Source organism: Cupriavidus gilardii (assembly GCF_013314895.1).
GTDB classification, from domain to species: Bacteria; Pseudomonadota; Gammaproteobacteria; order Burkholderiales; family Burkholderiaceae; genus Cupriavidus; species Cupriavidus gilardii_C.
Genome location: NZ_JABTYE010000011.1, coordinates 115,515 through 137,154, shown reverse-complemented (window position 1 = coordinate 137,154; position 21,640 = coordinate 115,515). Strand labels below are relative to the sequence as shown.

Annotated in this window: 19 protein-coding genes; 10 read left to right on the top strand and 9 right to left on the bottom strand. The window is 68.9% G+C overall.

Annotation, left to right across the window (positions count from 1 at the left end):
* Nucleotides 1-6: 6 nt before the first annotated feature.
* The 3 genes from HTY53_RS13055 to ygfZ all read right to left on the bottom strand — a co-directional run bounded on the left by HTY53_RS13055 (nt 7) and on the right by ygfZ (nt 2,309).
* Complete coding sequence (locus HTY53_RS13055) at nt 7-849, bottom strand: NRDE family protein (RefSeq protein WP_174106949.1); 843 nt, start codon at nt 847-849, stop codon at nt 7-9.
* A gap of 48 nt (nt 850-897) precedes the next feature.
* Nucleotides 898-1,188 carry a DUF4936 family protein gene (locus tag HTY53_RS13050; RefSeq protein ID WP_174106948.1) on the bottom strand — a complete coding sequence of 97 codons (291 nt, stop codon included), beginning with the start codon at nt 1,186-1,188 and terminating at the stop codon, nt 898-900.
* 113 nt (nt 1,189-1,301) lie between these two features.
* Complete coding sequence (ygfZ, locus tag HTY53_RS13045) at nt 1,302-2,309, bottom strand: CAF17-like 4Fe-4S cluster assembly/insertion protein YgfZ (protein WP_174106947.1); 1,008 nt, start codon at nt 2,307-2,309, stop codon at nt 1,302-1,304.
* Between the two features lie 291 nt (nt 2,310-2,600).
* On the opposite strand from ygfZ, the gene mltG reads away from it, so the two are divergent.
* The 6 genes from mltG to HTY53_RS13015 all read left to right on the top strand — a co-directional run bounded on the left by mltG (nt 2,601) and on the right by HTY53_RS13015 (nt 7,533).
* A complete protein-coding gene (gene mltG / locus HTY53_RS13040; RefSeq protein ID WP_174106946.1) occupies nt 2,601-3,596 on the top strand; it encodes an endolytic transglycosylase MltG in 996 nt (331 codons plus the stop codon).
* A 17-nt stretch (nt 3,597-3,613) separates the two neighbouring features.
* Nucleotides 3,614-4,228 carry a dTMP kinase gene (tmk, locus tag HTY53_RS13035; RefSeq protein ID WP_174106945.1) on the top strand — a complete coding sequence of 205 codons (615 nt, stop codon included), beginning with the start codon at nt 3,614-3,616 and terminating at the stop codon, nt 4,226-4,228.
* A 117-nt stretch (nt 4,229-4,345) separates the two neighbouring features.
* Nucleotides 4,346-5,383, top strand: a complete 1,038-nt coding sequence (locus HTY53_RS13030) for a DNA polymerase III subunit delta' (protein WP_174106997.1) — start codon at nt 4,346-4,348, stop codon at nt 5,381-5,383.
* A gap of 83 nt (nt 5,384-5,466) precedes the next feature.
* Complete coding sequence (locus tag HTY53_RS13025; protein WP_174106944.1) at nt 5,467-6,003, top strand: GNAT family N-acetyltransferase; 537 nt, start codon at nt 5,467-5,469, stop codon at nt 6,001-6,003.
* Nucleotides 6,004-6,017: 14 nt separating this feature from the next.
* Complete coding sequence (locus tag HTY53_RS13020; protein WP_174106943.1) at nt 6,018-6,815, top strand: TatD family hydrolase; 798 nt, start codon at nt 6,018-6,020, stop codon at nt 6,813-6,815.
* Nucleotides 6,808-7,533, top strand: coding sequence for an ankyrin repeat domain-containing protein (locus tag HTY53_RS13015; RefSeq protein WP_174106942.1), 726 nt, complete (start codon nt 6,808-6,810; stop codon nt 7,531-7,533). The genes HTY53_RS13020 and HTY53_RS13015 overlap by 8 nt, the downstream gene beginning before the upstream one ends.
* A gap of 12 nt (nt 7,534-7,545) precedes the next feature.
* On the opposite strand, the gene egtB is transcribed toward HTY53_RS13015, so the two are convergent.
* Nucleotides 7,546-8,847: an ergothioneine biosynthesis protein EgtB gene (egtB, locus tag HTY53_RS13010; RefSeq protein ID WP_174106941.1), complete on the bottom strand. Its 1,302-nt coding sequence runs from the start codon at nt 8,845-8,847 to the stop codon at nt 7,546-7,548.
* Between the two features lie 223 nt (nt 8,848-9,070).
* Complete coding sequence (locus HTY53_RS13005; RefSeq protein ID WP_174106940.1) at nt 9,071-9,694, bottom strand: FMN-dependent NADH-azoreductase; 624 nt, start codon at nt 9,692-9,694, stop codon at nt 9,071-9,073.
* 150 nt (nt 9,695-9,844) lie between these two features.
* On the opposite strand from HTY53_RS13005, the gene HTY53_RS13000 reads away from it, so the two are divergent.
* The 3 genes from HTY53_RS13000 to HTY53_RS12990 all read left to right on the top strand — a co-directional run bounded on the left by HTY53_RS13000 (nt 9,845) and on the right by HTY53_RS12990 (nt 14,752).
* On the top strand, nt 9,845-10,810 hold the full coding sequence (locus HTY53_RS13000; RefSeq protein WP_174106939.1) for a LysR substrate-binding domain-containing protein: 966 nt from the start codon (nt 9,845-9,847) through the stop codon (nt 10,808-10,810).
* Between the two features lie 270 nt (nt 10,811-11,080).
* Complete coding sequence (locus HTY53_RS12995; RefSeq protein ID WP_174106938.1) at nt 11,081-11,494, top strand: DoxX family protein; 414 nt, start codon at nt 11,081-11,083, stop codon at nt 11,492-11,494.
* A gap of 96 nt (nt 11,495-11,590) precedes the next feature.
* Entirely contained in the window at nt 11,591-14,752 is a 3,162-nt protein-coding gene (locus HTY53_RS12990; RefSeq protein WP_174106937.1) for a DNA translocase FtsK, read from the top strand.
* Between the two features lie 155 nt (nt 14,753-14,907).
* Here HTY53_RS12990 and HTY53_RS12985 read toward each other — a convergent pair whose 3' ends face one another.
* From HTY53_RS12985 to HTY53_RS12975, 3 genes are read right to left on the bottom strand one after another with little or no spacing between them, the layout of a single operon-like run.
* Nucleotides 14,908-16,077 carry a CMD domain protein gene (locus tag HTY53_RS12985; protein ID WP_174106936.1) on the bottom strand — a complete coding sequence of 390 codons (1,170 nt, stop codon included), beginning with the start codon at nt 16,075-16,077 and terminating at the stop codon, nt 14,908-14,910.
* A 45-nt stretch (nt 16,078-16,122) separates the two neighbouring features.
* Entirely contained in the window at nt 16,123-17,592 is a 1,470-nt protein-coding gene (locus HTY53_RS12980; protein WP_174106935.1) for an NAD(P)-binding domain-containing protein, read from the bottom strand.
* A 20-nt stretch (nt 17,593-17,612) separates the two neighbouring features.
* A complete protein-coding gene (locus HTY53_RS12975) occupies nt 17,613-18,662 on the bottom strand; it encodes a LysR family transcriptional regulator (protein WP_174106996.1) in 1,050 nt (349 codons plus the stop codon).
* Between the two features lie 334 nt (nt 18,663-18,996).
* Here HTY53_RS12975 and HTY53_RS12970 point away from each other — a divergent pair, with 334 nt between their 5' ends.
* The gene (locus HTY53_RS12970; RefSeq protein ID WP_254599942.1) at nt 18,997-20,544 is read left to right on the top strand and encodes an ABC transporter permease/substrate-binding protein; all 1,548 of its coding nucleotides are present in this window, start codon (nt 18,997-18,999) and stop codon (nt 20,542-20,544) included.
* Here the strand turns inward: HTY53_RS12970 and HTY53_RS12965 are convergent.
* Nucleotides 20,535-21,626 carry a porin gene (locus HTY53_RS12965; protein WP_174106934.1) on the bottom strand — a complete coding sequence of 364 codons (1,092 nt, stop codon included), beginning with the start codon at nt 21,624-21,626 and terminating at the stop codon, nt 20,535-20,537. The genes HTY53_RS12970 and HTY53_RS12965 overlap by 10 nt on opposite strands.
* Nucleotides 21,627-21,640 lie beyond the last annotated feature (14 nt).

Below are 21,640 nucleotides of genomic sequence, written 5' to 3'. Positions count from 1 at the left end.
ATGTGATCAGCGTGGCGCGGGAATCGTACCCGCGCGGCTGGCAACGTTCATCTGGCCGCGGTAGGAGACCTCGCCGATCGGCCCTGCCGCATCGAAGCTGCGCTCGCTCAGGTCGAAGCGGCCATCGTGGCGCACCCGCAGCACCGTGCTGGCGCGGGTGCCGTACGACGGCGAGCGGATAAAGGCCGACGACAGCAGCTTTTCCCACTCGGGCGCGACGCCGGTCTGCGGCAGTTCGAAATCGCAGGCCTGCCGCGTATCGGCCAGCAGCGCCAGATAGGGCTCGACGCTGGCATTGGGTGCGCCGGTATCGGCGGCCAGCGTCTCGGCCAGCGCGCCGACCCGGCTGCGCACCTTCGGCCACGGCGTGTCGAGCAGCGCGTTGGACAGCCCGTACAGCCCGGGCTTGAGCCGCTGCGGGGCACCGTCGGGCGAGCGGTTGCTGTACCACCACAGTGCATCGAGATCGCCCGCGAGCAGGTTGAAGCCGTTGTAGGCGCCGGGGCTGCGGATGCCGGCGCCGCGCGCCAGATCGCCGACATATTGCTCGGGAGACGCCTCGCCGCGCAGAAAGCCCGCCACCAGTTCGCCGCGCGAGCGCGCATCGGTGCGCTTCTCGGACGGCGCGCGGTAGTTGGTCAGCGCGGCAAAGCGCCCGCCGGCGGTCACGCCCATCCAGGTGCCGGCTTCGCCGATCACGTCCGCCTGGTCGCGGCCGGCCAGCACCTCGGGCGCATCGTCCCACCAGTGCGCCGGCGCCGCCGGGCGGACATAGAATTCATCGCGATTGGCGGCGACCACCAGGGCATAGTCGGGGTGGGCCTGCCAGGCGACGAGGATCAAACACATAAGCCTTTCCTTGTTGCGGGCCGCTGCATCAGTGCAGGCGGCGCCGCGCTACAACAGGTCCAGGTCGACGAATCGTTCGACCTGGCGCTCGCCTTCGAGCCAGTGCTGCAAACCGCTTTGCCGCCAGAGACCGTCGAGCGTCGCATCGAAGGCCGGCGGCACGTCGGCATAGGCCTCCATCCAGGTCTGCAGGCCGGTGCGGGTTTCGGGTCTGCGCATCAGCGTACCACCGATCCCGGTGGCCTCGGCCACCGTCGCCATCCAGCGGTGCCAGTGCGGCAGCGCCTCGGCGGCCTCGGGCTCGCGTACGCGGAAGTAGACGAACAGGTGCTCGCTCATTGCGGCTTCTCCGTGCGGATCCTGCGAACTCTATGGATCTATTGGATCTGTGGATCTGTTGGATCTGATGGACCTTTCTTGGACCTTTTTGGACCCCTGCGCCCTGCACGGTCTCAGGCGGCCGGATCGGTGGCCAGCAGCGGCACCGGGTAGGGCAGCTCGCCCACGGTGACCGCCAGCCCCTCGGCATGGCCCAGGTGCAGGCTGGCGCCGGCCGCATCGATCTTCAGCTCGGCCAGCGCATCCCAGCCGCCGCCATCGGGCTTGGGCGCGGCGTTGACGATCATGCCGCTAGGCTGGCCGGGATCGTCGGCACGATAGATTTCCGCGCCTTCGTCCGGTGTTTCGCCTTCGCCGCTGACCAGCCACATGCGCCGCTTGAGCGTGCCGCGATACTGGCTGCGCGCGACGACTTCCTGGCCCGGATAGCAGCCCTTGCGGAAATTGACGCCGCCGATCAGCTCGAAATTGATCATCTGCGGCACGAACTGTTCCTGCGTCGCGATCACGATGCGTGGGATGCCGGCGCGGATCTCGAGCCAGTCCCACAGCTCGGCATCGGCCGGCAGCAGCGTGGTGCCGAGCGTTTGCTGCAGGGCATCGGCCTGGGCAGCGGGCGTCACGACCTGCCAGCGCGGCACGCCGTCGGCGTCGGGCAGGCGGATCACGGTAGCCTCGCCGGCGCTGGCGGTGGTCCAGGGCTCGGACGGAGCCGGCAGACCGGCGGCGCCGAGCGCGCTGCCGCCCTTGGCGCCGGCAACGCCGATGATGCTCGACTCAGCGCCCAGGTCGGACAGCCTGGCCTTGGCGCGCAGCACGAACATCGACAGCCGCTTCTGGATCGCCGGCTGCAGATCGGCCGACAGCTGCATGGCGATGCCCTGGGCATCGCGCCAGATCAGCAGCGTCGCCAGCAGACGGCCCTTGGCGGAACAATAGCCGGCCAGCCGGGCCTGCCCCGGCGCGAGGTCCTCGACGGCATTGGTCAGCTGGCTGTGCAGGAAGGCGGCGGCGTCATCGCCGGCCACGCGGATCAGCCCCAGATTGGCGGGGCGGCAAACGACGCCGTCCTGGCGCAGGGCGGCGAACTGGGCGGCGCGGGCGGGATTGGGGGCGTGCATGGAGTGACTTCGATTCGAGGCCGGCGCGAGACCGGCACGGTTGGCGGATGGCTTGTGCGGAGCCTGTCACAACTTGTGACGCGGGATACCGGGGCTCCTGACAAGGCTCCCGGTATTATATGGGTCTGCCGTCATCGCGGCCGGCGCCCGGCAAAGCCGAAGCGGCCGCCTTCCGATCAACCGCTGCGACGGCCGCGTCGTCCTGTTGCTCGCCACTTTGGCCGCATTGCCCGTTTTCCAGCCGCCCGGCGGCCTTGATTCACGCAGACCCGTACCTTTCCAAGCTTGTCGATGAAACGTTTTCTTTCCCGGCTGGTTCTGGCCGCCGTGGCCTTCGCGCTGGCCGCCGCCGGCGCCTTCGCCTGGTGGGCCAACCGGCCGTTGACGCTGCGCACCTCGCCGCTCGAAGTCATCATCAAACCCAATTCCAGCGTGCCGAGCGTCGCCCGTCAGGTCGCCCGCGGCGGCGTGCCGATCGATGCCCGGCTGTTCGTGCTGCTGGCCCGGGCAACCGGCAACCACGCCAGCCTGAAGGCCGGCGGCTACCAGTTCGAGAGCGGCGTCACGCCGCTGCAGGTGATCGGCCGCATCGCGCGAGGCGAGGTCAACCACCATGTGCTGACCGTGATCGAGGGCTGGGAATTTCGCCGGATGCGCGCCGCGGTGGACGCCCATCCGGCGATGCGCCACGACACCAGGGGCATGAGCGAGGCGGAGCTGCTCAAGGCAATCGGCGCCACCGAGACCTCGGCCGAGGGCCTGTTCTTCCCCGACACCTATCTGTTTGCGCGCGGCAGCAGCGATGTCGAGCTGTACAAGCACGCCTACCGCGCGATGCAGCGGCGTCTGAACGACGCCTGGAATGCCCGCTCGCCGGACCTGCCGTACAAGACGCCCTACGAGGCGTTGATCATGGCGTCGATCGTCGAAAAGGAAACCGGCCAGCCGGCCGAGCGGCCGATGATCGCCGCCGTCTTCATCAACCGGCTGCGCAAGAACATGATGCTGCAGACCGATCCGACCGTGATCTACGGCATCGGCGAGCTGTTCGACGGCAACCTGCGCAAGCGCGATCTGCAGGCCGACACTCCGTACAATACTTACACCCGCACCGGCCTGCCGCCGACGCCGATCGCCTTGCCGGGCGTGGCCTCGCTGGCGGCGGCGACCACGCCGGCCCCGACCGACGCGCTGTATTTCGTCGCGCGCGGCGACGGCACCAGCCAGTTCTCCAACACACTTCCGGAACACAATCGCGCGGTCGATCAATACCAGCGCGGCAAATAATCACGAACACGATCGACATGCGCGGAACATTCATTACCTTCGAAGGCATCGACGGCGCCGGCAAGAGCACCCACCTGGCGTGGTTCGCCGAGCAGTTGCAGGCGCGGCTGGGGCAGGGCAGGCGCGTCGTCACCACGCGCGAGCCTGGCGGCACCGCGCTCGGCGAGGACCTGCGCCAGCTGTTGCTGCACCGCAAGATGCATCTGGAAACCGAGGCGCTGCTGATGTTCGCCGCCCGCAGGGAGCATCTGGCCGAAGTCATCGAGCCGGCGCTGGCACGCGGCGATTGGGTCATTTCCGACCGCTTTACCGATGCGACGTTCGCCTACCAGGGCGGCGGCCGTGGCCTGGCCCGGCAGCGTCTGGAGGCGCTGGAGCGCTGGGTGCAGGGGGATCTGCAGCCGGACCTGACGTTGCTGTTTGACGTGCCGCTCGAGGTGGCCAGCGCGCGTCTGGCCGGTGCGCGCGAGCCGGACAAGTTCGAGGCCGAATCGGCTGCATTTTTTGCCCGGACCCGGACCGAATACCTGCGCCGGGCCGAAGAGTCGCCGGCGCGCTTCCGCCTGATCGACAGCACGCGACCGATCGCCGAGATTCAGAAAACGCTCGAGCAGATTATCGCAAGTCTTTGAATCTGAAACACTATCAAGACGCGGTGATATGAGGCAGAGTCACGCCATTGCGAAATCGGCAACGACGTCAATTCCTCTCAAGCTACATCAACTTCTGCCGATAACTCGTTGATTTCCATGCTCTATCCCTGGCAAACCGAAGACTGGCAGCAACTGATGGCGCTGCGCGACCGGCTGCCGCACGCGTTGCTGCTGCATGGGCAGCAAGGCATCGGCAAGCGCGACCTGGCCCTGCATTTCGCCCAGGCGTTGCTGTGCGACACGCCGCTCGCCGACGGCCAGCCCTGCGGCGCCTGCGCCGCCTGCCACTGGTTCAGCCAAGGCAATCACCCCGATTTCACCGTGGTGCGGCCGGAGGCGATGGAAGGCGCCGAGTCCGACGCCGAGGGCAAGGCCGACGACGGCGGCAGCAGCGGCAAGAAAAAGGCGCCCAGCAAGATCATCCGGATGGAGCAGGTGCGGGCGCTGATCGAGGCGGTCGGCATCGGCACGCACCGGTCGGGCCTGCGGCCGGTGGTGATTTACCCACTGGATGCGCTGCAGCACGAGGGCGCCAACGCGCTGCTGAAGACGTTGGAAGAACCGCCGCCGGCGACGGTATTCCTGCTGGTCACCGACCGCATCGACCGGATCCTGCCAACGATCCTGTCACGCTGCCGCCAGGTCGCGCTGCGCCGCCCAAGCCAGCCGGCGGCACTGGAATGGCTGAGAGCGCAAGGCGTCGCCGACGCACCCGCCCAGCTGGCCCAGGCTGGCGGCGCGCCATTGACCGCACTGCATGCGGCCGAAGCCGAGGAGCTGCCCCTGCAGCGCTGGCTGGTCGACCAGCTCGCCGCCGGCCCGAGCCTCGACGCGCTGGCCGCCGCCGAACAGCTGCAGAAGCTGCCCGTGCCGTCGGTGCTGGGCATCCTGCAGCGCTGGACCTACGACCTGCTGGCGCTATGCCTGGGCGGCGGGGGCGGCGCGCGCTACTTCCCCGGCGAGACCGCTGCGCTGCAGCGCTGTGTCGCGGTGACCGACGCGCATCGGCTGCAGGCCTTTGCCGCTCGGCTGGTCCAGCACCGCCGCCACGAGCAGCATCCGCTCGCGGCGCGGCTGGTGATGGAGGCGGTGCTGATGGACTACCGGCAGCTGTTCCAGCGGCAACCGGCGTGACCGCGGCCCGTGCAGACCGCTGCGCAACCTTAAGCAACACTTGAAGTTCAAACGATAACGATTTGATTTAAAAGAAGAGAAACATGGAAGCAAGCGGTTTCACCGTGCGTGACGCACAGCGCCAGGACCTGCCTGGCATCGTCGCGATCTACAACAGCACGGTTGCCTCGCGCATGGTCACCGCCGACACCGAGCCGGTCAGCGTCGCCTCGCGCCAGCCCTGGTTCGACGCCCACGGGCCCGAGCGCCGGCCGCTGTGGGTGGTCGAGGACGCCGGCGGTCAGCTGGCCGGCTGGCTCAGCTACTCGGATTTCTACGGCCGTCCGGCCTATGGCGCCACCAGCGAAGTGTCGATCTACCTGGACGGCCGCTATCGCGGCCAGGGCCTGGGCCGGCTGCTGCTGGAACGGGCGATGGCCCACGCGCCGGCGATCGGCGTCAACACCTTGCTCGGTTTCATCTTCGGCCACAACGCGCCCAGCCTGGCGCTGTTCGAGCGGCTCGGCTTTGCCCGCTGGGGGGAACTGCCGCGCGTCGCGGTGCTCGATGGCATCGAGCGCGACCTGATCATCATGGGGCGGCGCGTCGACCAGGGCGCCCAAGCCTCCCGATCCGCCTGATTATCCGATCTGCCATGTTCGTCGATTCCCACTGCCATCTCGATTTCCCCGATCTGTCCGCGCGGCTGCCCGAACTGCTGGCGCATATGCAGGAGAACCAGGTCACCCATGCGCTGTGCATCTCGGTGACGCTGGAGGACTTCCCGCGCGTGCTGGCGCTGGCCGAGCAGCACGCGAACCTGTACGCCTCGGTGGGCGTGCATCCGGACTACGAGGACGGCGCCGAGGAGCCGACGGTCGAGCGGCTGGTTTCGCTGTCGAACCATCCGCGCGTGGTCGGTACCGGCGAGACGGGGCTGGATTACTACCGGCTCAACGGCCGCAGCGTCGACGAGATGGAATGGCAGCGTGAGCGTTTCCGCACCCATATCCGCGCCGCGCGCCAGACCGGCAAGCCGCTGATCATCCATACGCGCTCGTCGGCCGAGGACACGCTGCGGCTGATGCGGGAAGAGGATGCCGGCGCGGTCGGGGGCGTGCTGCACTGCTTCACCGAGACCTGGGATGTCGCCCGGCAGGCGCTGGACCTGGGCTTCCATATCTCCTTCTCGGGCATCGTCACCTTCAAGAACGCGGTCGATCTGCAGGAGACCGCACGCAAGGTGCCGCTGGACCGGATGCTGATCGAAACCGACTCGCCGTATCTGGCGCCGGTGCCGTACCGCGGCAAGACCAACGAGCCGGCCTGGGTGCGGCATGTCGGCGAGTTCATCGCCACGCTGCGCGGGCTGCCGGTGGAACAGGTGGCGCAGCATACGACGGACAACTTCTTCAATCTGTTCAAGCACATAGAAAGGACTGCTAATGCTTGATATCAAGTCGCTGCGCAGGCCCTTGCTGGTTACCGTGCTGGCCGCGGCGCTGGCCGGCGGCGCGCTGCCGGTGCTGGCGGCGCCGGCCGACGACCTGCGGCTGGCGGTCGAACTGGACAATGGCTATGAGGTCCGGAAACTGCTGTCGCGCGGCGTCGATCCGAACCTGACGGACCGCCGCGGCGATCCGCTGCTGGTGGCGGCGCTGCGCGAGAAATCGCTGAAGGCGGCCGAGGCGTTGATCCAGGCGAAGAACCTCGATTTCGACAAGCCGAACGCCGCCGGCGAGACCGCGCTGATGATGGCCGCGCTGCAAGGCCAGCTCGACATGGTCAAGCTGATGGTCGAGCAGCGCCAGGTCGAGATCAACAAGACCGGCTGGACGCCGCTGCACTACGCGGCCACCAACGGTCACCGCGAGATCGTCCACTATCTGCTCGATCATTCGGCCTATGTCGACGCGGAGAGCCCGAACGGCACCACGCCGCTGATGATGGCCACGCGCGGCGGCCATATCGAGACGGTCAAACTGCTGCTGGACGAGGGCGCCGATATCCGGATCCGCAACCAGCAGGGCATGACGGCAATCGATTTCGCCGACCGCTACAACCAGCCCGAGATCGCCCAGGGGCTGCGCTCGCGCTGGCAGAAGCAGTTCCCCGACACGCCGATGGACGGCGGCAAGGGCGGCCAGGGGAAGGGCAAGGCCGGTTGGTAGGGTTCGCTCCGCTCAGGCATCGTCCGCCAACCGCACGCCCGTGAACTGCCAGCGCTGGTGCGGATAGAAGAAATTGCGGTAGGTCGCGCGGATGTGGGATTCCGGTGTCACGCACGAGCCGCCGCGCAGCACCATCTGATTGCTCATGAACTTGCCGTTGTACTCGCCGACCGCGCCGGGGCTCGGGCGGAAGCCCGGGTAAGGCAGGAAGGCGCTGGCAGTCCATTCCCAGACGTCGCCGTACATCTGCCGCAGCGCGCCGGCGGTGTTCTGCCGGTCCGGCAGCGGCCGCAGCGCGCGGCCCTCGAGAAAATTGCCGGTGGCCGGCAGATTGCGCGCGGCGTGCTCCCATTCGGCCTCGGTCGGCAGCCGGCGCTCGGCCCAGCGCGCAAAGGCATCGGCCTCGTAGTAGCTGATATGGGTGACCGGGCTCTCCGGATCTACCGGGTGCATGCCGCGCAGCGTCATCTGCCACCAGGTGCCGTCGCGCTCCTCCCAGTACAGCGGGGCCTCGATGCCTTGCCCGCAGACCCAGTGCCAGCCATCCGACAGCCACAGCCCGGCGGTGCGATAGCCGCCATCCTCGATGAATTCGAACCACTGCCGGTTGGTCACCGGGTGTGAACTGAGCTGGTAGGGGCGCAGCAGCACCTGATGCCGCGGCCCCTCGCAGTCGAACGCAAATCCCTCGCGGTCCTGCCCCATCTCGTGGCCGATCGCCACCACGCCGCCGGGAAAGGTCAGCCATTCCGGCGCCGGCCGCGGGTCGGCGATCACCGGCGCCACCAGTTCGGGTGCGAAGGCGGGCTTGAGCGGGTTCTGTGCGAACAGATGCAGGATGTCGGTCAGCAACAGCTCCTGATGCTGCTGCTCGTGATTGAGGCCCAGCTCGATCAGCGCCGCCTCCTCGTCGGTCTGCGCGCGCATCAGCAGATCGAACATCGCCTCGTCGACCGCTTCGCGGTAGGCCAGCACCTCGTCCAGCGTGGGCCGGCTCAGCAGGCCGCGGCGCGGGCGTGGATGGCGCGCGCCGACCGCCTCGTAATACGAATTGAACAGATAGCGGTAGCGCGCATCGACCGGCTCGTAGTCGGGGATGCGCGCGGTCAGCACGAATTCCTCGAAGAACCAGGTGGTATGGGCCAGGTGCCATTTGGCCGGGCTGGCATCGTCCATCGATTGCACCGTCGCGTCGGCGTCGCTGATATCGGCCACCATCGCTTCGGTGGCGGCGCGGATATGGCGATACCGGGACAACAGCGCCGGTTCCTGGGGAGGGTGGACGACGCTGGCGGGCAACAAGGAAGAGGGCATGCGGGCTCCGGAGTCGATGGCGCAGCGGTGCCTGCCTGGCACCGTCGCCGTGGCCGGTTCCGACCAGCCCGCGCATCGCGCGCGGCAGCGCCTGCTCCCCCGAGTGGGCGTACGCCGAAACCGCAGGTACGAACCGCTCCATCATAGACGCGATCGTTTGCTGCGGGGAGTCGGACAGCCGCTGACGGCGGGGCGCCGTCAGCGGTCTCGCTGAGGCGGGCGATCAGGCGGCCAGGCGGCCTTCTCCGTCGTTGAGGGCAGCCAGTTCGCGCTTGGCGGCATCGAGGCCGGCGGTCCGATATTCCGGGCCCATCGCCAGGCCGTGCGCGCGGACATAGGTGATGTCCGTGATGCCGAGGAAGCGCAGCACCGTATCGATCGTGACCTCGTGCAGGTCCAGGCCGTTCGGGTCCTGACGCACGCCGCCGCGCGAGGACACCACGATCGTCTTCTTGCCGCCGGCCAGGCCCACCGGACCGTTTTCGGTATAGCGGAAGGTGCGGCCGGCCTGCGCGATCCGGTCGATCCAGCCCTTGAGCTGGCTCGGGATGCCGAAGTTGTACTGCGGCACGCCCAGCACCAGCACGTCGGCCTCGAGGAATTCCTTCAGCCAGGTTTCGGTGCGTTCCAGCTCGGCTTGCTGTACCGGGTCCAGACCGTCCTTCGGGCCGCCCAGCACCGGCAGCAGATGGCCGGACAGATGCGGCGCCGCTTCCTTGTCCAGGTCGCGCACGGTCAGGGTCGCTTCCGGATGGCGGGCGCGCAGATCCGCCACCACTTGCGCCGTCAGGCTGCGGGATACCGAGTTGTCGCCCAGTACGCTCGAATCGATTTGCAGAATCTTCATCACGCTCTCCACATCGGAATTGGTTTGGATGTGAGGAAAGATAAAGGCTGGCGATTGATGTCGGTAGTGACCCATAATGGAAATTATTGTTCTACTCGTAGAACGCATTGCGCCGGCATGACCGGCCGTTCAGCCCTTACGATGGCGACCATGCAAGACCTCAACGATCTCTATCTCTATGCCCAGGTGGTTCAGCACGGCAGCTTCTCGGCCGCCAGCCGCGCCACCGGTGTGCCCAAGTCGCGCCTGAGCCGGCGCATCGCCCAGCTGGAAAAGGAGCTCGGCGTGCAGCTGCTGCGGCGAACCACCCGGCAGGTACGGGTGACCCCGCTGGGCGAGGCCTTCTACGAGCGTTGCAAGGCGATGCTGTCGGAGGCGCAGGCCGCGCGCGAGGTCATCGAGCAGGCGCGCGCCCAGCCGGGCGGACATCTGCGCGTGGCCTGCGCGGTCGGTATCGCACAGAACCTGCTGGCGCCGTCGATCGGGCGCTTCATGCGCGAGAACCCGGGCGTGCGGGTCGAGATCGACGCCACCAACCGGCGCGTCGACGTGATCGGGGAGGGCTACGATCTGGCGCTGCGTGTGCGCGAGGTGCTCGACGATTCGTCGCTGGCGATCCGCACCTTCGGCTCCAGCCCACTGACGCTGGTGGCCAGCCCCGGCCTGCTGGACGCGATCGGGCGCCCGCGCACGCCCAAGGCGCTGGCGGGCGTGCCGGGCGTCGGGCAGAAGCCGCACGACGGGCGCCACGTCTGGAACCTGAGCATCGGCGACGAGCCGCCCACGCAGATTCCCTACGATCCCCGGCTGGTCTGCGATGAATTCGCCGTGCTGCTGTCGGCGGCGGTCGAAGGCATCGGCGTCGCGATGCTGCCGCGCATGTATTGCCGCGAAGCGATCGAGCGCGGCGAATTGGAGGTCCTGCTGCCGCAATGGCGGATGCCGGTCGGTACCCTGCACGCAGTATTCCCGTCGCGGACCGGCATGCCGCCGGCGGTGCGGCGCTTCCTGGATTTCCTGACCGAGATCCTGCCCGAGAACGTGCGCCAGGCAGGCATGCAGCCGATCATGCCGCCGGGCATGCATCAGCCGCTGCCGCCGAACGCGCCGGGTTGAGCGCGGGCTTTGCCGCCGGGTTTGCCATCCGGTTTGCCACCCTGTTTGCCATCGGCGCCACACCCCGCGCACAGCAAGGGCTCGGGACGCATTTGCGGCTTTACCTCCACGCGAACCGGAGCTAAGGTACAGGGGCGTTGCGCGTGCTGCGCAAGGCGCCTACAACAAACTGCGCGCCGGGAGACACGGCCGGCGCGCTTTCAACCCGGGGCGAAACCGCGGGACCGATCTTCCCGATCCGCTCGCGACAACACCGAAGGAGTGACATCGATGGCTGCTACTCATGGTTCGCAGGATCTTGGCAAGGCGGTGCTTCGCATCGTGCTGGGCATACTGATCCTGCTGCACGGCATCGCCAAGGTCATCAGTGGCCCAGGCAACATCGCGCAGATGGTCGACCAGGCGGGGCTGCCGTCGGTGCTGGCCTATGGGGTCTACATCGGCGAAGTGCTGGCGCCCGTGCTGCTGATCATCGGTCTGTGGACGCGCGCCGCGGCGCTGGTGATCGTCATCAACATGCTGTTCGCGATCGGCCTGGTCCATATGCACCAGCTTGGCATGCTGAACAAGAGCGGCGGCTGGGAACTGGAGCTGCAGGGCATGTTCCTCGGTGCAGCTGTCGCGGTGATGCTGCTCGGCGCGGGCCGCTTCAGCGTCGGCGGAGCGGGCGGCCCGCTGAATTGATACGCCGCGTGCGGCGTTTTTTGGCTGTTGCAGGGCCGGCACCGGCTGCATAACCGCTACAATCGCTGCCCGTGGTTTTTTCGATGGCGTAGCGATATGGGTTTGGGCTGGTTCGGATTGTCGACCTTCTGGCTATTGCCGCTGGCGTGGCGCATGGTGGCGCGCATGCTGGCGGGACAGCCGGTGTTTTCCGGGCCCGGCACGCTGCGCGTCTGGCTTGGCAGTGCGCTGACGCTGTGCGCGAGCGCGGCGCTCGAAGCGCTGACCTCGCATTCGTCGGCTTCGCCTGACGGCGAGCCCACGACGTCCTCAGGGGGAGCCGCCGGGGCAGGGGTGGCCGGCATCGCGGCCGACCTGTTCGGCTGGACCGGCGCGCTGCTGCTGATGCTCGGTGTGCTGGCGCTGGCCGCGCCAATGGTGTTCGGCGAAACCTGGCCTAGCCTGTTTGCGCGCAAGCCGCGGCGCCATGCCGCGGCGGCGGATGCCGCCGATGACGCGGTGCCCGCTGCCGCGCGGCCGGTGCGCGAGGCCTCCATGCCCGCCCCGGCGGCAACGCGCTGGACGCCGGTCGGCGATGACAGCGCGCGGCGACCCGCCGCGCGGCACAAGGGCATCGAGGCAGTGTCGGCACGGCGCGCTCCGGCGTGGCAACCGCCGCCGCGCACGCGCGTATCGCCGCCCCAGCCGGGCGAAATCTGGCTGCATGCCACGCAGCCCGCCCGTACGCTCAAACCGGCGCCGTCCGGGCCTGCTTCTGCGCCAGCACCGCACGGGCAGAAGCCCGCGTCGGTCAGGGAGGCTGCGTCGACGGTCTCGCGACCGACAGGCGTTGTCCCGACGGCTGCCTCCGCGTCGACCGCGTCCGCTGCCGCCTCTGCTTCCTCGCGCGGGCAATTGCGCGCCACCGTCGTTGCGAGCCCTTTCCATCAGCCGCAATTGGGGTTGCGCAATGCGATCACGACGCTGCCAGCGGCACAGCCCCGGCCTCAATCCCAACCTCAGCCTCAACCTCAACCTCAGCCGCAACCGCAATCGCAACCAACGGCGACAACCGCTGCGCCGATGAATCGCAGCGGCGTGGCAGCGGCTGCCGCGTCTGCCGAATCTTCCGCACCCGCGCCGGTCGCGGAGCAGGGCGTTGCTGCGCTGTCCGATGTCACGGTCGAAACGGAACACCTGGCCGCGCCGGTCGACCTGCAACAAAGCAATGCGGCCGACGACGCGCAACAAGCCGCCGCGTACGAGGCGATCCGCGCCGAGGCGCAGGCCTTGCTCGCGGAATTGCGCGCGCTGGGCGGGGTGGAAGAGGCGGCGAGTATCGCGCAACCGAATCGGGACGCCGACGCCGACGCCGACGCTGAGGCTGAGGCTGAGGCTGAGGCTGAGGCTGAGGCTGAGGCTGAGGCTGAGGCTGAGGCTGAGGCTGAGGCCCAGGTCGAGGTCGAGGTCGAGGCCGTGCCGCACGCCATCGACGTGCCGGCGGACGATCCGCTGCCGGAGCCCGCGGCCCGGCATGATGCCGAACCCGAATCCGAACCGGAGCCCGAACCCGAACCGGAGCCGGAACCCAAACCGGAATCCGAACCCGAACCCGAGCCGGCCCCGGCGCCGGCGCCGGCGCAAAAGCCCCGGATCGTGGTGCCGGCCGTGGTCGGCCGCGCCGTGCCGATCGAAGTCCCCGCACAGTCCGCCGCCGCCAATGCCGCGGCGAAACCCGCCGCAGTCGTCGTCACGGCTCCCCCGATTGCCCCACCGCCGCCGCCGCGCATCGTCGACTACCGTTTGCCGGGCATCGACCTTTTGGAGCCGGCGGTCGAACACGCCGAGCAGGTCTCCGAGCAGCATCTGGCCGAAACCGGCGAATTGATCGCGCAGCGCCTGGCCGAGTTCAAGGTGCCGGTGTCGGTCGTCGGCGCGTCGGCCGGTCCGGTGATCACGCGCTTCGAGGTCGAGCCGGCGATGGGCGTGCGCGGCGCGCAGGTGGTCGGCCTGATGAAGGATCTGGCGCGCGCGCTCGGCGTCAGCTCGATCCGCGTGGTGGAGACGATTCCCGGCAAGACCTGCATGGGGCTGGAGTTGCCCAATGCCCGCCGCGAGATGATCCGCCTGTCCGAGATCGTCGCCGCCTCGTCGTTCCAGGCCCATGCCTCGCGGCTGGTGCTGGCGATGGGCAAGGACATTACCGGCAATCCGGTGGTCACCGATCTGGCGCGCGCGCCCCACCTGCTGGTGGCCGGCACCACCGGCTCGGGCAAGTCCGTGGCGATCAACGCGATGATCCTGTCGATGCTGTACAAGGCCACGCCGGACGATGTGCGGCTGATCATGATCGACCCGAAGATGCTGGAGCTATCCGTCTACGAGGGCATTCCGCATCTGCTGGCGCCGGTGGTCACCGACATGAAGCAGGCCGCGCACGCGCTGAACTGGTGCGTCGGCGAGATGGAGAAACGCTATCGCCTGATGTCGGCGCTCGGCGTGCGGAATCTGGCCGGCTACAACCAGAAGATCCGCGCCGCCGAGGCGGCCGGCGACAAGGTCCGCAATCCCTTCTCGCTGACGCCGGATGCGCCCGAGCCGTTGTCGACGCTGCCGCTGATCGTGGTGGTCATCGACGAGCTGGCCGACCTGATGATGGTGGCCGGCAAGAAGATCGAGGAACTGATCGCGCGGCTGGCGCAGAAGGCGCGCGCGGCTGGCATCCATCTGATTCTGGCCACGCAGCGGCCGTCGGTCGACGTGATCACCGGCCTGATCAAGGCCAATATCCCGACGCGCGTTGCGTTCCAGGTCTCGTCGAAGATCGACTCGCGCACGATCCTGGACCAGATGGGCGCCGAGAGCCTGCTGGGGCAGGGCGACATGCTGTTCCTGCCGCCGGGCACGGGTTATCCGCAACGGGTGCACGGCGCCTTCGCCGGCGACGACGAAGTGCACCGGGTGGTGGAGCACTGGAAGCAGTTCGGCGAGCCCGATTACGACGATGCGATTCTGGCGCCCGATCCGGCCGAGGCCGGTGGCGGCGATCTGTTCGGCGACGGACCCGGCGGCGATGCCGAGGCGGACCCGCTGTACGACGAGGCTGCGGCCTTCGTGCTGACGTCGCGCCGCGCGTCGATCTCGGCGGTGCAGCGCCATCTGCGCATCGGCTACAACCGCGCGGCGCGTTTGATCGAACAGATGGAAGTCGCGGGACTGGTTTCGCCGATGGGGCGCAATGGCGCACGCGACGTGCTGGCGCCTGGGGGGCAGGAGTAGGGCGCTGGCGGTGGAGGTCGGCAGGCGCCGCTTGCCCTCTCCCCCGGCCCCTCTCCCGCAAGCGGGCGACGGGAGCAAAAAAGTACCGTCGGTCTTCTCCCTCTCCCGCTTGCGGGAGAGGGTCGGGGAGAGGGCAGGAGTTGCCCAGCGACCCCTTACGCCTGCACTGCCACCACCGGCTCGCCCAGATTGAGCATCAACCGGTTCGCCCACGCGAAGATCGCGATGGCGTGAATGCCGTCGAGGATCTCGGCGTCGCTCAGGCCCGCCTCGCGCAGTGCCGCCAGCGAGGCCGCGCCGACGCGGTCCGGGTGCTCGGTCAGCGCCACCGAGAAGCGCGCGATCGCCCGTTCGCGTGCAGAGGTGCCCGCCGTGCGCGGATTGTCGAAGACCTGGGCGATCGCGTCGTTGCGCTTGGCCAGCTGTTCGAAGCGCTGCGCATGGACCGACGCACAGTAGACGCAGCCATTGACGCACGACACCACGGTGCTCGCCAGTTCGCGCTCGGCGCGCGCCATGCCGCCGGGCGCGTACATGATCGCGTTGAACGCCGCCGAACGCTGCCGCAGGATTTCCGGCTGGTGCACCAGGAACAGGTAATAGTCCGACACCTTCGCCTTCGGATGGCTTTCCTCCAGCACCGCGATCTGCTCGGGCGTCGCGCGATCGACCGGCACCACGTCGAGCCACGCCTTCCAGTCCAGCACTTCGTTGGTGAAGCCGTTGATGCGGATGGTGTCGCCGGGCCTGGTCGTGGCCGCTGCGGCGGGCGCCTGGTCGCTGGGCAGTGCCAGCCCTTGCGAGGCGCCGCTCAACGCGCGCAGGCCCGCTACCAGCCGCGCCTGATACGACAGGAAGGCGATCAGCTGCGCCAGCGTCACCACCTCTGGCGTCGACAGGCCGGCGGCCGGCAGGCTCAGCAGCGCGGCGCGATCGCCCTCGACCGGTTTCTCGATCAGCTTCTGCGTGAAGGCGAGCATCGCGCGCAGCCGCGCATTGGCGACGCCATCGAGACGGGTACCGTCGAGCGCGGCTACCGTCGCCGCATCGGCGCCGGCCTGCTGCAGACGATCCAGATAGTGCGCAGCCAGTTCGGCCGACGGCGTCAGGCGCGATGCGTACAGCGCAACCGCGAGCCGTTCGGTCAGCGTCAGACCCGGCAAGGCCGGATCGAACAGCGCCCGATAGCTGCCCTCGGTGGCGACGGCGACCTTGTCGCGCCGATGGCGCAGCGCATGCGTGTCGCTGCCGGCGGCAAGGCCGGCGAGGCGGTCGATCAGGTCCAGTTCGGCGGTGGCGTTGGCTTGAGTCGAAGAAGCAGTCATGGTGTCAGGCTGGAAAGGTAAGCGGTCAGCGGAAGAAAGCGGCGTTCATTCGCTCGGCTGCGAAGGGGGCGGCGCGGGCGTCCATTCGTCGCCGTAGAGCTCCGGCTCGGCATAGGCCTGAAGCGCGGCAAAATGCGTCTCGACGTCTTCCTGGTACAGCAGCGCGGCGATGCCCTGGCCGAGCCGGCGGGCGCCGTCGCTGATGGCCGGGATATCGCCGGAGATCGTGCCGTGCGACAGCGCGGCGGGATAGCAGAAGCAATGCACGCGCGACAGGCCGGGGCAGGCGCCGGGCGTCTTCTCCTGGAATTCGAATGCCGGGCCCAGGTCGGGCGAATCGCTCAGTTCCTGGTCGTCCTGGCCGGCGGGCGGCTGGAAGCGGTCGCGCCACAGCCGGATGTGAGAGGCAATCGCGGAGAACTCCGGCCGCGCGCCGAAATCGACGCGGAAGCCCGTCGACAGCAGCAGGAAGTCGAGCTCGAACACGCCCTTGGCGGTGCGCACGCGCAGCGTGTCGTCGCGAACTTCGATGGCCTCGATCGGGCAGCCGACATGGAAGCGCGCATTGTCGTGGCGCGAGACGCGCAGCGTGCTGCCGCGCGGCGGCGGCACCTGTTCTCTGTTGATGTAATGGCGCAGCCGCCATTTCCACTGGTCGGGCAGGCCGTAGTGGCCGTGCGTCAGCCCGGGATTGCCCGAACCCTTGCTCTTGTTGATGCGCGGGATCTCGGCGCGGCGGATCAGCAGGTCGACGCTGGACGCGCCCGCTTCGAGCGCGGTGGCCGCGCTGTCCATCGCCGACGCGCCGGCACCGACCACGCCGACGCGCTTGCCGCGCAGCACGCGGTAATCCATCGGATCGGACGAATGCGCCCACAGATGACGCGGCAGGTGTTGCGCGAAGGCGGGCACCTGCGCGCCGCCGAGCCCGTCGCGGCCGGTGGCCAGCACCACGCGCCGTGCCATCACGCGCTGCGGACCGGCGGGCGTCGTCATCTGCAGTTCGACCAGGCCGTCCGTGCGCGGCAGCACGGTGTCGACGGTGTGCTCGTTGGCCACGTCGAGGCCGAGCACCTGCCGATACCAGCGCAGATAGTCCATCCATTGCAGCCGCGGAATCTTGTCGAGCGCGTCCCATGCCGCCGTGCCGAACTGCGCCTCGTACCAGGCGCGGAAGGTCAGCGCCGGCAGGCCCAGCGCGGGGCCGGTCAGCTGCTTGGGCGAGCGCAGCGTTTCCATGCGCGCGGTGGTGGCCCAAGGGCCTTCGAAACCCGCTGGCGCACGGTCGAAGATGCGGGCGCGGATACCGAGATGCTTTAGCGTCGCGCTGGCGGCGAGGCCGGCCATGCCGCCGCCGATGATGGCGACGTCGAGCACTGCCGCACCGTCGAACTCGCGCGGCGGTACCCACGGCTTGGCGGGCAGGTCCAGCCAGACGAGGTCCTGGCGCAGACGGGCTTCCAGCGCGGGCAGGCCGGGGGGAGCAGGGGGAAGGGCGGATTGGGTCGTGGACATCGATGGCACGTCTAGAGAATTCAATCGTTCTGTCGGGACAGGGCGGGCTGCCGGCGCGCGCGTGCACCCTGGGCGCCGGATTCGGACGGGACGCGACGGTCGTGGTGACTGTCGTGGCCGCTGTCAGGGCCCGCCTGGTACTGCATCGCCAAGGTGTCGCCATCGCGCGCGTCGCGCCGCGTGAAGCCGGGCAGCAGGCGCGCCGCGGCCAGCGCCAGTTGTTCGGTCAGGCTCTGCACCGCCGGCGTCGGCGGCCGTCCCTGCGGCGTGATCACGCAGAAGTGGAAAGGGATCGGCACGTCGATCGTCCGCACGGCCACGCCGTCGACCGGGAAGCCATAGGCCGTGACTGGTTCCAGCACGGCGAGCCCGAGCCCGGCGCGCACCAGCGCCAGCGCGTTCAGCGAGGTGTTGGTATCGATCCGGCGCGGCACGGTGATGCCGGCGCGCTCGAGCGCGCGGTCTAGCAGCTGGCGCAGCCGGTAGGGGTTCTGCATCGTGACCAGTGGCCGCTCGGCGCAGGCGGCCAGCGGCACGGTATCGGCGGCCGCCAGCGGATCGTCGGCCGCCAGCGCCGCCACGCATTGCACCTCGCCGATCCAGTGCACCGCCACGCCGCGATGCTCCAGCGGCAGACTGGTGACGCCCACTTCGGCCGCGCCCGTCAATACCGCGTGCACGACCTTCTCCGGCGAGGCGCTGTGCAGATGAATCTGCGCCGGCAGCGCCGGATCGGCGGCCAGCGCGGCCGGCACGAGCCCGGCGGCCAAGGCCGGCGTCGCTACCACATTGAGCGAGCGGCTACCTTCGCGGCCGATGACCGCGGCGCTGGCGCGGATCTGCTGCATGCCGAGCAGCACCGGTTCGACTTCCTCGTACAGCAGAAAACCGCGCTCGGTCGGACTGACGCGCGGTCCGCTACGGGCGAACAGCGCAAAGCCGAGTTCGCTTTCCAGTTCCTGAATCGCGCGCGTGATCGCCGGCTGCGAACGGCCGAGCAGACGGCCGGCGGCAGTCATGCTGCCGGTCGACATTACTGCGGCGAAGGCTTCGAGCTGGCGGATTTCCATGGGCTTGATGAAGGATCGGATGGCCATCCAGTGGCGGTCGAGCTGCAAGGGCGCGGACGGGCTGCCCGGGGACTATGCATATATCGCATTCTTGCGCGCTTATGATGCCAAAGGCAAATACTATTTCGGCATACGCTTCTACGCCCGCGCCTGGATACATGGCTTGCCCGAGGGCGCGCGCGGGCGGCGGGTCGCTATCATGGGCCGATCGTGCGCCTGGAGAGAAGGGATGAGGGAGTCATGCGGCCGGTTCTTCGGCCCGCTGTTCGGCCGCCTGTCGGGTCTGAGGTCGGGTCTGAGGTCGGGTCTGAGGTCGGGGCCGCTGTGGGGCTTGATGGCGGCGCTGCTGCTGATCTGCGGCGTGCCGCCCCTTGGCTGGGCGCAGGGCGATCCGTCGGCGGGCAACACCCCGTTGAAGATCGGCTCGAAGCGTTTCACCGAGTCCTACATCCTCGGCGAGGTTTTGATGCAGACCGCGGCGACGGCCGGTCCCGCCCGGCATCTCGCCGGCCTGGGCAATACCGCGATCGTCTTCGCCGCGCTGCGTGCCGGCAGCATCGACCTGTATCCCGACTACACCGGCACGGTCGCCGCCGAGCTGCTCCGGCTGCCGGCCACCGCCACGCTGGCGCAGATCCACGCCGCGCTGGCGCCGCTGGGCCTGGGCGCAGCGGTGCCGTTGGGGTTCCAGAACGCCTATGCGATTGCGGTGCGCGGCGAGAGCGGCAAGGGGCCGCAAGCCACCGCGGCGCCTGCCAATTTGCGCACGCTGTCCGACCTGGCGCAGGCGCCAGCGCTGCGGCTGGGCCTGTCGCATGAATTTCTCGGCCGCGCCGACGGCTGGCCCACGCTGGCCAGCCGGTACGGTTTGCCGCAGCAGCCGGTCGGACTCGACCACGGCATCGCCTACGAAGCCCTGGCGGCCGGACAGGTCGATGCGATCGACATCTATTCGACCGACGCCAAGATCCGCGCCTATCGGCTGCGCGTGCTGGAAGACGATCGCCAGGTGTTTCCGCGCTACGACGCCATCGTGCTGTACCGGCTCGATGTGCCCCGGCGCCATCCGGCAGCATGGCGCGCGATCGCCGGCCTCGAGGGCCGCATCGACGGCGAGCGGATGATTGCGATGAACGCGCAGGCGGAACTGGACGGTGCCAGCTTTGCCTCGGTGGCGCGGCGCTTTCTGGCGGGCGATGGCGCCGCCGCGGACGACTCGGCCGACAAGCGGGCGGGGCTGCTCGGGGCCTTGCTGGGGCCGGATACCTGGCGGCTGACGCGCCAGCATCTGGCGCTGGTGGCCGGCGCGGTCGGCGCCGCGGTGGTGGTCGGCGTGCCGCTGGGCGTCGTCGCGGCGCGCCGTCGACGGCTGGGGCAGGCGGTGCTGGCCGTCGCCGGCATGCTGCAGACGGTGCCGTCGCTCGCGCTGCTGGCGGGGCTGATTCCGCTGCTTGGCCGCATCGGGCTGTGGCCAGCGATGGTCGCGCTGTTTCTCTACGCCTTGCTGCCGATCGTGCGCAATACCTGCACGGGGCTGCAGCAGGTGCCGGCCGGCCTGTCCGATGCGGGCCGTGCGCTGGGGCTGACCGGCCGCCAGTGCCTGCGTCATGTGGAATTGCCGCTGGCGCTGCCAGTCATTCTGGCCGGCATCAAGACCGCGGTCGTGATCAGCGTAGGCACGGCGACCGTCGCCGCCTTCGTCGGCGCCGGCGGCTATGGTGAACGCATCGCCACCGGCCTTGCGCTCAACGACGACACGCTGCTGCTGGCCGGTGCGATCCCCTCGGCCTTGCTTGCCCTGCTGGCGCAGGGCGTCTTCGAGGGCATCGAGCGCTGGCTGCTGTTCCGCGGCCAGCGCGGCGCCCAGAGCCCTCAGAAGTGATGGCGCATGCCGACCATCACGCCGATGCGCGTGGTGCTGTCGACATCGAGCGCGGGCGTGCCGGCCCAGTACTCGGTCTCGCGACCGACCGCGCCCCCGCGTGCGCGCGCGGCATCGGCCTCGACGTAGACATGGGTGCGCTTCGAGAGCGCGTAATCGGCGACCACCGCGATGCTGTCGGCGTTGCCGCTGCCCAGCGGCACCGGCACGTCCTGGAACTGCGTGGCGACGTTGCCGTTCTGCCAGTAACGGTAGTAGGCGCCCGACAGATGCAGCGCCGGCGTCAGCTGGTAGCCCAGGCCCGCGAAGGCGATCGCATGGCGCGCATCGTTGGCGGATTCGCGCCGGCCCATATGCCCGACGAACGCCTTGGCCTTGCCGAATGCATACGAGCCGCCGACCGTGTAGTTGCGCACCGTGCCGGTGCCATCGTCATTCTTGCGCTGGTCGTACGCTACGCCGAACGCGATCGCGCCTTGCTGGTACAGCGCGCCGCCGCCGAGCGTGGTGCCGCGGACCATGCTGCCTGGCTGCTCGCCCGCTCCGTAGTCGAGCTGCACGGTCAGCGGGCCAATCGTGTGCTGGTAGACCACGCTGTTGTTGATGCGGTAATCCTGGATGAAGATGTCGCCGCCCAGGTACAGCGGGTCCGACCAGAAATTGCCCCAGCCCTGGTCGAGCGGATTGAAGGCCCAGCCGATATTGTTCAGCGCGTTGTACTGGCGCCCGAAGGTCAGGCTGCCCCAGTGGCCCTTGAGGCCGACATAGGCTTGCCGCCCGAAGAACGCGTTGTAGCCGAGGCGGCCGTCGTCGCTGCCGACGCCGGCTTCGAGCTGAAAGATCGCGTGGTTGCCGCCGCCGAGGTCTTCGTCACCCTTCAGGCCGAAGCGGCTGCCGACCATGCCGCCGGAGACCAGCGCGGCCTGGTCGTTGTGATGGCCGTCGAGATTCGAGGTGTAGCGCACCGCCGAGCTGACGATGCCGTACAGCGTGACGCCGGGCTCGGCTTGTGCGGCGGCGGGGAAAGCGGCGACGGGCAACAGCCCGGCCGCCAGCAGCCAGGGGCTGGCTGTCTTCTTCATGGATTGTCCTCCGA

Excerpts from the sequence above, each read along its gene's own strand:
- HTY53_RS13055 (WP_174106949.1), bottom strand. The coding sequence starts at position 849 with ATGTGTTTGATCCTCGTCGCCTGGCAGGCCCACCCCGACTATGCCCTG.
- HTY53_RS13050 (WP_174106948.1), bottom strand. The coding sequence starts at position 1,188 with ATGAGCGAGCACCTGTTCGTCTACTTCCGCGTACGCGAGCCCGAGGCC.
- ygfZ (WP_174106947.1), bottom strand. The coding sequence starts at position 2,309 with ATGCACGCCCCCAATCCCGCCCGCGCCGCCCAGTTCGCCGCCCTGCGC.
- mltG (WP_174106946.1), top strand. The coding sequence starts at position 2,601 with ATGAAACGTTTTCTTTCCCGGCTGGTTCTGGCCGCCGTGGCCTTCGCG.
- tmk (WP_174106945.1), top strand. The coding sequence starts at position 3,614 with ATGCGCGGAACATTCATTACCTTCGAAGGCATCGACGGCGCCGGCAAG.
- HTY53_RS13030 (WP_174106997.1), top strand. The coding sequence starts at position 4,346 with ATGCTCTATCCCTGGCAAACCGAAGACTGGCAGCAACTGATGGCGCTG.
- HTY53_RS13025 (WP_174106944.1), top strand. The coding sequence starts at position 5,467 with ATGGAAGCAAGCGGTTTCACCGTGCGTGACGCACAGCGCCAGGACCTG.
- HTY53_RS13020 (WP_174106943.1), top strand. The coding sequence starts at position 6,018 with ATGTTCGTCGATTCCCACTGCCATCTCGATTTCCCCGATCTGTCCGCG.
- HTY53_RS13015 (WP_174106942.1), top strand. The coding sequence starts at position 6,808 with ATGCTTGATATCAAGTCGCTGCGCAGGCCCTTGCTGGTTACCGTGCTG.
- egtB (WP_174106941.1), bottom strand. The coding sequence starts at position 8,847 with ATGCCCTCTTCCTTGTTGCCCGCCAGCGTCGTCCACCCTCCCCAGGAA.
- HTY53_RS13005 (WP_174106940.1), bottom strand. The coding sequence starts at position 9,694 with ATGAAGATTCTGCAAATCGATTCGAGCGTACTGGGCGACAACTCGGTA.
- HTY53_RS13000 (WP_174106939.1), top strand. The coding sequence starts at position 9,845 with ATGCAAGACCTCAACGATCTCTATCTCTATGCCCAGGTGGTTCAGCAC.
- HTY53_RS12995 (WP_174106938.1), top strand. The coding sequence starts at position 11,081 with ATGGCTGCTACTCATGGTTCGCAGGATCTTGGCAAGGCGGTGCTTCGC.
- HTY53_RS12990 (WP_174106937.1), top strand. The coding sequence starts at position 11,591 with ATGGGTTTGGGCTGGTTCGGATTGTCGACCTTCTGGCTATTGCCGCTG.
- HTY53_RS12985 (WP_174106936.1), bottom strand. The coding sequence starts at position 16,077 with ATGACTGCTTCTTCGACTCAAGCCAACGCCACCGCCGAACTGGACCTG.
- HTY53_RS12980 (WP_174106935.1), bottom strand. The coding sequence starts at position 17,592 with ATGTCCACGACCCAATCCGCCCTTCCCCCTGCTCCCCCCGGCCTGCCC.
- HTY53_RS12975 (WP_174106996.1), bottom strand. The coding sequence starts at position 18,662 with ATGGAAATCCGCCAGCTCGAAGCCTTCGCCGCAGTAATGTCGACCGGC.
- HTY53_RS12970 (WP_254599942.1), top strand. The coding sequence starts at position 18,997 with ATGGCGGCGCTGCTGCTGATCTGCGGCGTGCCGCCCCTTGGCTGGGCG.
- HTY53_RS12965 (WP_174106934.1), bottom strand. The coding sequence starts at position 21,626 with ATGAAGAAGACAGCCAGCCCCTGGCTGCTGGCGGCCGGGCTGTTGCCC.